This window comes from Clostridium sp. C8-1-8, from assembly GCF_009928445.1.
Taxonomy (GTDB): Bacteria; Bacillota; Clostridia; order Clostridiales; family Clostridiaceae; genus Clostridium_AR.
Genome location: NZ_JAABNO010000002.1, coordinates 264,352 through 277,080, shown reverse-complemented (window position 1 = coordinate 277,080; position 12,729 = coordinate 264,352). Strand labels below are relative to the sequence as shown.

Here is a 12,729-nt window from a genome sequence, read left to right as displayed (position 1 = left end):
ATAAAACAAAAACATATGTAATTGATTGAATTTCAATTACATATGTTTTTCAGCTATAACCTTCTATATTATAGTAGTATTAAAAAGATCTACTTTATAATGTAATACTAGTCTCTTAAAAACTTTCCTACTCTCTCCATTATATTTTCATCACCAATCACAAGGAGTATATCATCCTTCGTAATCAATGCATACGGACCTGGCGATATAACTATACTACCATTTCTCTTTATACCAACTACTGTTCCTCCTGTATTTTGCCAAAACTTTAACTCTGATATAGTTTTTCCTATATGTGAACAGTCATCAGGTACTTCAACCTCTATTGGCACCATTGGATTACTATCTTTTAATTTTGATGAGTACTCTTCTATCTTATTTATTGAATCTATCAATATAGTATCTAGTTTTCTTTTTTCTTCTATTATATTATTAATCTTTATCTTCAAGTCTTTCACAGATTCCATGTTAGAAAATCTACTAATATACTTGAACGCATTTTCTCTAGAGATAATTAATACTCCACTACCTTTGGTAGATTCAACTATATCAACATCTTCCAGTAACTTTATAGCTCTTCTTATTGTTTCTGGAGAAACATTGTATTCACTAGCTAAAATAGATCTACCGAATAATCTTTCCCCAACTGCTAACTTTCCAGAGTTTATTTTATTTGCTATATCTATAGCTATCTTTTGATATACAGGTATTATAATATTGTTTTCCATGCTGTACCCCTTTGTTAATTGTCAGAATTGCTTACAAAATAATGATCAATTAATTTCTCAGCTATTTTCCTATAGCCATTTGCCATATCAATTATAGAAAGTATGTATAGTAGTACATCCCCCTCTTCATCCTTTACTTCTTTAAGTTTTTGCTCTGCTGAAGACTTAATCTCTTCTGAATTATTATTCTTTATCAAAAGGTATTTATTGTATAATATATCTAAAGATACTTCGTCTCCAGTTTCATTCTCAATGCTATCTACTATGGGTTTAAGCATACTTTTGATATCATTAATAGCCAAGCTTTGCTTTAAATTATATATTATAATCATTAGTATTATATGTTCTCTAGTATATTTCTTTTTCTTTGCAGGCATTAATAGTTTATCTTTTGTATAGTTGTTTATCATTGTTTTCGTAAGTAACTTATTCTCACTACTTCTCTTTGTCTCAAACAAATTACTTTCAAATAATGTTATAACTTGATCCATGTATAAATCTAGTTTTGGTATCTGTTCAGGTTGTATTTCTTTATCAAAATGTAAATCATCAAAAATTTCTTTTAATATATCTAAGTCAAATTGTAAGTTCTCTTTATCCATATTCTCCTCCATCATTTGCATGCACAATAAGTAGTTCTTAAAACTACTTATTTTAATATTAATAGAAAATATTAGTTTATTCAAGCATTTTATAGTTAGCATGAATAAATATAGGAGAATGATCCATAATAACTATTGCAAAGCCATTATATGATATCGTATAATATAATTACAACAACAAGTAGTTAAGTTAACTACATATTTTATTCATAGGAGCTGATGTTATGACAAAGTATATAAGAGAGCCTGTCAACAGTTTAACTCATGTATTAGGAGCTATTGCTTCACTTATAGGGCTGATATTTATGATTGAAAAGGTAATAGTAGTTGATGGCTCTTTACCTGGTAAGCTTATAGGATCCATAATATTTGGACTGTCACTAATTTTCTTGTATAGCGCCAGTTCTATATATCATTGGGCAAGAACTTCTGACAACAAACTGTTATTATTACGCAAAGTAGATCACTCAATGATATTCATACTTATTGCAGGAACCTATACCCCTATATGCATTGGGGTTCTAGACGGATTTTTAAAGACTTTTGTATTGTCAACTGTGTGGACTTTAGCCATAGCTGGAATTGCATTAAAGATATTTTGGTTCAATTCCCCTCGCTGGTTATATACAGCCTTTTATATAATAATGGGATGGTTAGCTTTAACTTTTAGCGGACCTCTTTACAGAGCATTACTGATGCCTGGCTTCATTTGGCTTCTAATAGGTGGATTACTATATACTATAGGCGGAGTAATTTATGCTTTAAAATCACCTAATATTTCGTCTAAATTCGGATTTCATGAATTGTTTCATGTTTTCGTACTATTAGGAAGTTTAAGCCATTTCTATTTAATTTATGCTTACATTTTATAAAGAATTAATAAAAATTTGTATGTTTTTATAGAAAAAATCACTAATGAACTTTCATTAGTGATTTTTTCTATAAGTATATTTTTTCCGTTAATATTTTATTCTTGTCTATGTTTAATAATATTGTTGAGATTAATATACATACGATTTATAAAAAATGAATGGTTAAATAAAGAATAAAACTGTATGTTCGAACGTAGTGAGTCTACAGTTTTAGCCATGGAATACGCCGAAATCATATTAATTCTTTTCGCAAGCTCATCTAATCATCGGATGACTGAACACTTAATTTCAAAACAGTACTTTAACAGAGGCAAATTAAAAACATTTTATTTTATAAGAAGACTTCCATCATTTATCTTCCAGCTATTATCTTCATAAACTAACTCGACATTACAAACGTCAGTTACATCAGCATCTACATACTCGATTCTAGCATTGATTTTATTACCATCCTCAGTACTACTTATAACCCTTGTAAACTTCTCCAATGTATTTAACCCATCTCCACAAAGAACATATTTCTTGCTATCAATTACTTTAAAGAAATTTTTCACATGGCTGTTAATAAAGTCCTTTGAAAAATATTGTGAGAAGGCTTTTGTCTCATTATCAATATTTACACTTTGATTTTTCATGATAGCATAACTGATACCATCTGGTGAAACAGTTTGACTACTATCTCCATCTTCTAGCAACCTACTAGCTTCAAAGTTTCTTCCAACAGAAAATAAATTTAGTATATCTTCATCTTTAGGCGCCTTTATATCATTGCTAATTGAATTATTTTTCACTTCAGTAGGTTTTTTAGTTGAATCATCAGCCTTAGGTTTTTCTTGGACTTTTACTTCTGATGCAACCTTTATCTTTTCTTCTTTAACTACTGATACCTTTAAATCCTTATCAAACTTATACCAACTCAATTTGTCAGAATTATTTAGTTGAGGTATTTCTAATATACCATCCCCATCAATATCCTGAGCAAATTTATTCATACCGGCTACGGTACTGTTGATAAGTCTAGAAAGCTTTTCCTTGTCCATAATATATACATCTATATTTGAATCTTTGAGAACCATAGCATTACTTATTAGTCCATAGGTATTTTCATTTATCTTGCTTACAGAAAGCTCACCTGGGAATATTCTATTTGATGGCGCATATTTTGAGCTTACATCCTTATATTGATCTTTCTCATATTTATATATCTTGATACTTGCTTTATTATCATCGTTAGATTTAACATCTAACTTATATATTTCAGGTATTTTATCGTTGTCAAGATCGCCAAAGGCATAACCATCTTTGTTCATCTCTTGAATACTTGTCCAGTTTTTCCCTTTTGAGTATTTATCTTTAATAAAATTAATCATAAGTTCATCTAATTTACTGAATTTTTCATCTCCTCCTAATGAGATGTATTCAGCATATTTTGAGATAGCATCAGAATATTTTTTTTCATCATACAATGCACTCACTTGTTTAAAGGCTTCTTCTTTTGTATCCTTGCCTTTATTAGCAGTACTACTACATCCTGATACCAACAAAGCAATTACTAAAGTTGAAACAATCATTATACTAAATTTTTTAGCCACGTTTTCTCTCCTACCTTTACTGTACTTTTACTTTTTTCAACTATAAAATTATATCATAACAGAACATTTATTCCCATAGTAATAAATCTCAATTTAAAGTGGATTTAATTAGTTTAGTTTATTTAATTGACATAAGTCTTTAATTTTCATATCCTTATAATAAATACAAAAATTTATACGGAAATGAGGATAGTTTTTATGGATTATATAAAAAAAGTAATAGATGAAAATATAGATGAAGTAAAAGAAATGTGGCATAAACTACATGCCATACCAGAGCTTTCTTTTGAAGAGTACAAAACTCAAGAATTGCTTATAACTTTACTAGACTCTATGGGATATGAACCTAAGAAAATTGCAAAAACCGGCTTAGTTGCATTGCTAGGAAATGATTCTAAGGCTATCGGTATAAGAACCGATATTGATGCTATAAATGTAAATGGTCCTCGACATTCTTGTGGTCATGACTTTCATATGTCGACAGTTTTGGGGGCTGCACTTGTTTTAAAGAAATTAGGCATAAACAAGACCGTAAAGTTTTTATTTCAACCAGCAGAAGAAGCAATAGGCGGGGCAAAAGTAATGATTGAAGAAGGAGTGCTAAAAAATCCTGAAGTAACAGAGATGATAGGTTTTCACGTTTGGCCTAGTGTGCCAGTTGGAACCATAGAAGTATCTCCTGGTCCGTCAATGGCTTCAGTAGATGATTTTATAATAACTTTTAAAGGTAAAGGCGGCCACGCAGCAATGCCTTATGTATGCGTAAACCCTTTATATCCAGCAATGGATTTTATTAACACAATGACTATAAAGACAAAAATAGAAAATAATCCTCTTAATCCACATATACTTACCTTCACTACCCTTCAGTGCGGTACTGTTGGTAATGTTATAGCAGAACAAGCAGTAGTTAAAGGTACTGTAAGAACTTTTGATATGAACTTCAAAAAGAAGCTTCAGGAACAGCTCTTATCAGAAGCTGAAGTTATAGCCAAAAAGCATAACTGTACAGTGGCAACACATTATAACGTTTATTATCCACCTGTTATAAGCGATAAAGCCCTTACAGAAAAATTTGTTGCTATAACAAAGAATCTCTTAGGAGAAAGCCATGTAAAGCCATTGGAGAAAACCTTCACTGCTGAAGATTTCTCATTTTACTGTGAGGAAGTTCCATCAGTGCATTTTAGGTTAGGCATATCAGATGGAGAAAAAGGAGAATTGCCACTTCACTCACCAGATTTTGATGGCTCCTTAGAAGCTTTGTATTACGGAATCTACACTTTAGTAAACTATGTAATTAACTCATAATACTGCAAAGCTAAAGTAGTATTATTCTTAAGAACATCTTATTTTATCGAATACGTTAGGGGGAAAAGTCTTGCTAGGTACTTTAGTTAACTTTGGGGCTATAATTGCTGGAAGTGTTTTAGGATTGCTATTAAAAGGTGGAATACCTGAAAAGATAAGTAAAACAATCATGAATGGCCTTGCACTATGTGTATTGTATATTGGTATTTCTGGAACTTTAAAAGGAGACAATCCATTATTAATAATAATATCTATAGCTGCTGGTGCATTGATTGGTGAACTTGTAGACATTGATAATTTATTAAATCGCTTTGGTATTTTCGTTGAACAAAAATTTAATAAAATCACAAAAAATTCACCTATTGCCGAAGGATTTGTAACTTCATCTTTATTATTCTGTGTTGGTGCAATGGCTATAGTTGGTTCATTACAGAGCGGACTTCAAGGTAATCACACTGTTCTGTTCAACAAATCTATTTTAGACGGAATTTCTGCTATAGTTTTTGCATCTTCATTAGGTATTGGTGTTGTTTTATCAGCTTTTGCAGTATTGCTATATCAAGGTTCTATAACAATGTTGGCAAGCTTGCTTCAAGGAGCCTTAACTACAGCAGTAATTAATAATATGACAGCTGTAGGGAGTTTGCTAATAATAGGCTTAAGTTTTAATATGCTTGGTATAACTAAGATAAAGGTAGCAAACCTGCTTCCTGCAATAATTGTACCAATCATCTATAGCCTCTTCTGTTAAAATAGTCACAACAGTTATTATTTATATGCTATAAGATGTACCGCTTCAATCCAAAATCAATTCTCAAAACTTCTATGGTTTCTGAGAGGATATTTTGAAGATATCAATTTTATTACAAAGTAGTACATCCATATAACCACATAAAACTATAAAATAAAAATCATGCATATACTCTATGCATGATTTTTATTTTATACTAACTTGTATCCTTACAATCTTATTGATCAATAAGACTGCTAAATTACCGCTTATAAAGCATACGATTAGAATTAAGCTACGTGTACATCATCGTTAAATATAAGTATTTTATATTCTATAAATTAAAATGCTTAGCTGCTATTTCAATAGCCTTAATCTTATGCTCTTGCTTTATAGCACAAGTGATTCTAATCTCAGATGTTGTTATCATCTTAACTTCTATGTTTGCTTCAGAGAAAACCTTAAACAGCCTAGCTGCAACACCTGTAGTGTTTTTCATACCTAATCCAACAAGTGAAAACTTAGTTATGTCCTCATCTATTAATATATTTTCTTTTGATGAAAAATCAGTTAATATGTCCATACACTCATTAATTTCATTTTTAGGAATGGTAAATGAAACATTTACTCTTTGGTCCATTGGAGCCGTTTGAGAGATCATATCTATGTTAATTTTTCTTATAGCTATAGCTTCAAATAAGTCCGATAAAATATTAATATTTGAAGATAAGTTTTTAATAGTTATTGATACATCCTCATCACTTGTTGCTAAGCCTGTTACTGGTTTACTCTCTAAATTCATATCTTTTACCCCCTTGATAACTGTTCCTTTAATATCACTACAGCTCAATCCTACATATATAGGAATATCATACTTTTGTGCCAGCTCCACACTTCTAGAATGCATAACCTGAGCCCCAAGGCTTGCAAGTTCTAACATTTCTTCATAATCTATAAAATCAAGTTTCTTAGCTTCCTTAAATTTTCTCGGATCGCAGCTATATATACCATCTACATCTGTATATATTTCACATTGTCCTCCTAACTTTACTGCCAATGCTACTGCAGAAGTATCAGAGCCCCCTCTTCCAAGAGTAGTAATATCACCAAGTTCATTTATGCCTTGAAAGCCTGCTACTATAACTATCTTTCCTTCTTGTAAGCTCTTTTTAACTTTTTTCACATCTATATCATCAATCAATGACTTTCCATAGATTCCAGAAGTTTTTATACCTATCTGGTAAGCAGTGTAGCTTATAGCGTCATACCCTTTACTTTTTAGAGACATTGCTAGAAGAGATGATGATATCATTTCTCCTGTGGAAAGTAGTGCGTCAAGCTCTCTTTTATCTGGATTTGAGCTAACTGCCATGGCTAAATTTATCAAATCATCTGTAGTGTCCCCCATTGCGGATACTACAGCAACCACATTATTACCTTCCTTTTTCTTTTTAATAAGTGCATCTGCTACCTTTTGTATTTTTTCAGAAGTAGCAACTGAACTCCCACCATATTTTTGTACTATTGTCTTCAACTAGAAGCCCCCTTTTCCCTTCAAATATAAGTCCCCAAGGTTTATTGCTGCCATACTTTTTACTGTATTTCCTTAAAATTGCAAAAAATAAATGCAGCCAAGGTACACCTTAGCTGCATAAAAATACAATTGTAAATACGCATCTCGTGTCACCTTGTAGCTCTCCACTTACTATATAAGTGACAACTATACATATCTTATATGTATAGCCAGAGAACATATTTTGCTCTACATTCTCTTCGGCTGTTGTTCCTTTCCTCATGTATCATCACTTGCCAGCTACTCATGAGTACTATTAACATACAGCACCTCTACCCTAGGTATATCAACAAATCATTATTAAGTTCAATTAATGCTAACATATTATATAAAGTTTTTCAACCATTATTTTTCAATTAATATACTACTATATTCAAAAATTATTAATAAATATACAACAATATCTTATAATATTGATTATATATACTAAAAATATACTCTTTATTTATCATACACATCTATTTCAGTATAAATAGATTTCTGAAGTTAGTTTTTTGCACATATTCCTTTTATGTACTTAGTGAATAAATTATAAAACTAACTTTATTACCATATAATTATGCAATATAATTATATAAAAGTATTAAAAGAAAGGAAGTATTTAATGATTGAAAGTTCTAGAATAAAAATACTAAATGATAAACCTATTACTGATGGAAAATACGTATTATATTGGATGCAGGCTAGTCAAAGAACCGAGTATAATCACGCTCTTGAGTACGCTATCTTGAAAGCTAACGAACTTAATCTTCCCTTAGTTGTATACTTTGGTCTTGCTCCAAACTATCCAAATGCAAATCTCAGACATTATAGTTTTATGTTAGCAGGTCTAAGAGAGGTTAAATCTCAATTGCTAAGTGAAAATATAAAGTTTTTAATGTTAAAATGCCAGCCTAACTTAGGGGCCATTGAGCTTGCTAAAGACTGTGCTATTTTGATTACAGATAGAGGCTATTTAAGATTTCAAAGAGAAATTAGAACTGATGTTTCTATGAATATCTCTTGTCAAATGCTACAAATTGAAACTGATGTAATAGTACCCATTGAGCTAGTTTCAGATAAAGAAGAATATGCTGCTGCAACCATACGAAAAAAGATTTTTATACACCTAGATTCATTTAGATTCGAGGTACCTCATAATACAATTAAAATATGTTCTATAGGTTTTAATGTTGAAATTAGCGATAAATTTCTAGAAATAGATTTAGAGGATATACCCAATCTTTTGAATAGCTTGCCTATAGATAAAAATGTTAAAGATTATGGTTTCTATAAAGGTGGCACAAGCTCAGCAAAAGCTATACTTGAGGATTTTATTGATAATAAGCTGCAACATTTCAACGACAAGCGTAATGATCCATCTGAAGAATATCTTTCAAATATGAGTCCTTATCTCCACTTTGGTAATATTTCGCCACTTTACATATTACTTAAAATAGACAAAGTGCAAGGCTTCAATGAAGCTAAAAGCTCTTTTATCGAGGAACTAGTTATTCGTAGGGAGTTAAGCATGAATTATGCCTACTATAACCAATGCTACGATTGCTATGAAGGAATACCTAACTGGGCAAAGCTTTCACTTGAACTACACAAAGAAGATACTAGACCAATAACTTATTCCCTAGAAGAGCTAGAAAGCTTTCATACTCATGATCCATATTGGAATGCTGCCCAAAAAGAACTTGTTATAAAAGGAAAGATGCACGGTTATATGAGAATGTACTGGGGAAAAAAGATTATAGAATGGACTAAAGATATTGAAGAAGCTTACAACATACTGATTTACTTAAACGATAAATATAGCTTAGATGGCAGAGACCCTAATGGTTACACTGGTATTGCATGGTGCTTTGGAAAACATGATAGACCATGGAAAGAAAGAGAAGTATTTGGTAAAATCAGATACATGAATGCAGGAGGTTTAAAAAGAAAATTTGATATTGATAGATATGTGTCTAATATAGATAATCTTGAATATTAAAACTCTACTTATATTGTCTATATTTTATTTCTAATATATAATGATTATTAATTGAATACGACTATAGATAGAGTACTAAATTCAAAATTTCTTTTGATCTAAATATATATTTCTTCAATCTTTAGAATGAAACTACAAATTTAGAAGACTCAAACTAAGCTTTATTGTGATAGTTTTCAATATGAAGTAGCATTTCTGTAGATCCCCTACTTCATATAAGACTTTATATTTTCAAATTCTCTTTTTAGAGAAAGTAAAGTTTCAAAAACAGTTTTCTGATTGAAGTGATATATATTACATATAGGTCACAGAATAAAAACACTAAGGAGATCTTACAAATGCCAAATACCTTTAAACATAAAATCAGCATTGCGCCAATGGTAGATAAAACTGATAAACATTTTAGATATTTTGCTAGATTACTTACAAAAAACACCTTACTATATACTGAAATGATAACGGCTCAAGCTATAATAAACGGTGATCGAAAAAGACTTTTAGATTTTAATGCCATAGAAAATCCTTTGGCTCTACAAATTGCTGCATCAAATCCAGAAGAGCTTTATCACGCTGTAAAACTTGCTGAGGATTGGGACTATGATGAAATAAACTTAAACGCTGGTTGTCCATCTGACAGGGTTTCAGGAAATATGATGGGAGCCTGCCTAATGGCTTATCCTGATCTAATTTCCGAAATGCTTTCAGCAATGAAAAGTGCTACTAATAAACCTATTACTGTTAAGCATAGAATAGGTATAAGTAGTTCTAAGGTAACTTCTCCCTTTATGCCTTATGGTGAGTTCAAAGATTATGATCAGCTTGTGGAGTTTATAAATATAATAAATAAGGCAAACCCAGTACGAAATATAATACATGCTAGAATCGCTATCTTAGAAGGTTTAAGCCCAAAGGAGAATAGAGAAATTCCGCCTTTAGATTATGAATTAGTATACAGATTAAAAAAAGATATTCCTACTGCTAATGTAGAAATAAATGGAGGTATAAAAAACTTAGATCAGATTAAAGAACATTTAAATCATGTTGATGGCGTTATGATAGGAAGAGAAGCTTACTCAAACCCAGTCCTCATGGCTGAGTTCGACTCCCTATATGATTGCAAATCTCCTGAACCATTAACTAGAAGAAGTATCATTGAAAGCTTTATCCCTTATATAGAGACTTTAGAAAAAAATGAAGAAAATGCACACCTAGCATTAACTCACACACTAGGGTTGTTTCAAAATATGCCAGGAAGCTCTCAATGGAAAAGACTAATTTCAACTCCTTATAAGGGACTTAAAAGTCAACTCCTTAGAGAAGCTTTATCTTCATTACCTAAAGATATCTTAGACAAAGAAATCTAAGTTCAGCTTATGCCAACAACTATTTTTATATGATTAGCTTAGCTGTTGTTAAGCACTATAGCTCCTATATATTAAAGAATACTATAATTTCTTGTGTACTAAAAAGGAGTTTGAGAAATCTCAAACTCCTTTAAAATACTATTTTTTAGGTGTATATTTGTGATGAAGTAACTTATGAGCTCTTCCTTCACCTGGTGTTCCCATGTAAGTTTCATACATTTTTAATAATGCAGCATTTTCATGAGACTTTCTCTTCTTCATATCTTTATCTTGATTGTAAAGTACAGATGCTCTTACTGCCTTTATATCAACCTTTTCTAAAGTAGCAGCATTAACGTGAGGTTGTCCTCCACCATTTACGCAACCACCTTCACAAGCCATAACTTCGATAAAGTGATATTCTTTTTCCTTCATCTTGTTTGAATTCATGAAGTCAAATAGGTTGGCAGCTCCATTGATAACAGCAACATTGTAGTTGTTTCCACCAATCTCTACTGTAGCTTCTTTTATTCCCTTTAAGCCTCTTACTACTTCATAATCTACGTTTTCTAGTTCTTTCTTTTCAACAAATTCTTTAGCAGTTCTTAATGCCGCTTCCATAACTCCACCTGTTGCTCCAAATATAGTACCAGCACCAGTATATTCGCCCATTGCAGGATCAGCTATACCATCTTCAAGAGCTGCGAAGTTCATCTTAGCTTCTTTTATCATCTTAGCTATTTCTCTTACAGTTAAAACAGCATCGATTTGTCTAAGTCCGTTGATTTCCATTTCTGGTCTATCAGCTTCAGCCTTTTTTGAAGTACAAGGCATAACAGTTACAGTGAATATGCTTTTAGGATCTAAACCTGTTAGTTCTGGGTAGTAAGTCTTAGTTGCTGTACCGAATATTTGTTGTGGTGACTTAGCTGATGAAAGATTTCCAAGCATTTCTGGATAATAGTTCTCTGCTTGTCTAACCCAACCTGGACAACAAGAAGTAAACATTGGGAATGGACCATTAGCTTCTATTCTTTGAATTAATTCTGTAGCTTCTTCCATTATAGTCATATCAGCTCCAAAGTTAATATCAAATATCTTATCAAAGCCTAAGTTTCTCAAAGCTGTATAAGCTTTTCCAGTTACATCCACACCGAATCCCATGTTGAATAATTCACCTAAAGATGTTCTTACCGATGGAGCCATAGCAACTATAACGTGCTTTTCTGGATCATTTAGAGCTTCTTTTACTCTATCAATATGAAGTTTTTCTGACAAAGCATCTACTGGGCAAGCTATGATACATTGTCCACATAATAAACAGTTTGTATCGTCAAAGCATTTTCCGCTTTCATTACCGATAACTTTTTGTCCATCTTTTTCAACAAACTTAATTGAGCTTGTTCCTGTTTTCTTTTCACACTTAGCAACACATCTACCACAAAGTACACATTTTGTTCTGTCAATAACTAGTGAAGCACTTCTGTCATCAACGTATTCTGATTTGTCTGCAACCACAAATGGTTTTGAAGCCTTAGCCTTAGTCTTTATAACTAATTTTAAGAATTCACAGTTTTCTCTTCTTTTACAAGGTCCACACTTGAATTCATGTCTATCAAGCATAGTTGAAACTCTTTCCTTGATATGGTTTTGAACTTTCTCAGAGTCAGTTGTAATCACCATTCCATCTTCAACATATGTATTACAAGAAGTTGCAAGCTCGTCCCTTCCTTCTATTTCAACAGCACATACTCCGCAATTACCAACATCGTTACAATCCTTCAAAAAGCAAAGAGTTGATATGTCTATACCGTTATCTCTAGCAAGTCTTAAAATTGTCATATCTTCATTGACTTGAATGCTATTACCATTTAAAATTACATTTTTCATTTTTCCACCTCTGATTAAAATATTATTTGAATAACTGTTACTGCAGCATGGTTTATCCCATGCTTTTTTACCTTCTATAAATCCAAATCATAATGTGCATTTATATT

10 protein-coding genes and 1 riboswitch are annotated in these 12,729 nt (G+C 31.6%); of the genes, 5 read left to right on the top strand and 5 right to left on the bottom strand.

The annotated features are described in order from the left end of the window. Positions 1-107: 107 nt before the first annotated feature. The gene (locus GXK57_RS03000; RefSeq protein ID WP_160671201.1) at positions 108-728 is read right to left on the bottom strand and encodes a TrkA C-terminal domain-containing protein; all 621 of its coding nucleotides are present in this window, start codon (positions 726-728) and stop codon (positions 108-110) included. A 14-nt stretch (positions 729-742) separates the two neighbouring features. Then, the gene (locus GXK57_RS02995) at positions 743-1,330 is read right to left on the bottom strand and encodes a DUF1836 domain-containing protein (protein ID WP_160671198.1); all 588 of its coding nucleotides are present in this window, start codon (positions 1,328-1,330) and stop codon (positions 743-745) included. A 224-nt stretch (positions 1,331-1,554) separates the two neighbouring features. On the opposite strand from GXK57_RS02995, the gene GXK57_RS02990 reads away from it, so the two are divergent. Further along, the gene (locus GXK57_RS02990; protein ID WP_160671195.1) at positions 1,555-2,202 is read left to right on the top strand and encodes a hemolysin III family protein; all 648 of its coding nucleotides are present in this window, start codon (positions 1,555-1,557) and stop codon (positions 2,200-2,202) included. Between the two features lie 326 nt (positions 2,203-2,528). On the opposite strand, the gene GXK57_RS02985 is transcribed toward GXK57_RS02990, so the two are convergent. Further along, positions 2,529-3,794 carry a DL-endopeptidase inhibitor IseA family protein gene (locus GXK57_RS02985; RefSeq protein ID WP_160671192.1) on the bottom strand — a complete coding sequence of 422 codons (1,266 nt, stop codon included), beginning with the start codon at positions 3,792-3,794 and terminating at the stop codon, positions 2,529-2,531. A gap of 198 nt (positions 3,795-3,992) precedes the next feature. Here GXK57_RS02985 and GXK57_RS02980 point away from each other — a divergent pair, with 198 nt between their 5' ends. Together GXK57_RS02980 and GXK57_RS02975 are read left to right on the top strand one after the other, a co-directional pair. After that, positions 3,993-5,105 carry a M20 family metallopeptidase gene (locus GXK57_RS02980; protein WP_160671189.1) on the top strand — a complete coding sequence of 371 codons (1,113 nt, stop codon included), beginning with the start codon at positions 3,993-3,995 and terminating at the stop codon, positions 5,103-5,105. A gap of 70 nt (positions 5,106-5,175) precedes the next feature. Further along, the gene (locus GXK57_RS02975) at positions 5,176-5,856 is read left to right on the top strand and encodes a DUF554 domain-containing protein (RefSeq protein WP_160671187.1); all 681 of its coding nucleotides are present in this window, start codon (positions 5,176-5,178) and stop codon (positions 5,854-5,856) included. Positions 5,857-6,169: 313 nt separating this feature from the next. On the opposite strand, the gene GXK57_RS02970 is transcribed toward GXK57_RS02975, so the two are convergent. Continuing rightward, positions 6,170-7,369, bottom strand: a complete 1,200-nt coding sequence (locus tag GXK57_RS02970; protein ID WP_160671184.1) for an aspartate kinase — start codon at positions 7,367-7,369, stop codon at positions 6,170-6,172. A gap of 149 nt (positions 7,370-7,518) precedes the next feature. Then, positions 7,519-7,691, bottom strand: a riboswitch (Lysine riboswitch). Between the two features lie 321 nt (positions 7,692-8,012). Here GXK57_RS02970 and GXK57_RS02960 point away from each other — a divergent pair. Together GXK57_RS02960 and dusA are read left to right on the top strand one after the other, a co-directional pair. After that, a complete protein-coding gene (locus GXK57_RS02960; protein ID WP_160671178.1) occupies positions 8,013-9,389 on the top strand; it encodes a deoxyribodipyrimidine photo-lyase in 1,377 nt (458 codons plus the stop codon). Between the two features lie 338 nt (positions 9,390-9,727). Then, positions 9,728-10,753 carry a tRNA dihydrouridine(20/20a) synthase DusA gene (gene dusA, locus GXK57_RS02955; RefSeq protein ID WP_160671175.1) on the top strand — a complete coding sequence of 342 codons (1,026 nt, stop codon included), beginning with the start codon at positions 9,728-9,730 and terminating at the stop codon, positions 10,751-10,753. A 138-nt stretch (positions 10,754-10,891) separates the two neighbouring features. On the opposite strand, the gene GXK57_RS02950 is transcribed toward dusA, so the two are convergent. Next, the gene (locus GXK57_RS02950; protein ID WP_160671172.1) at positions 10,892-12,622 is read right to left on the bottom strand and encodes a ferredoxin hydrogenase; all 1,731 of its coding nucleotides are present in this window, start codon (positions 12,620-12,622) and stop codon (positions 10,892-10,894) included. Between the last annotated feature and the right edge of the window lie 107 nt (positions 12,623-12,729).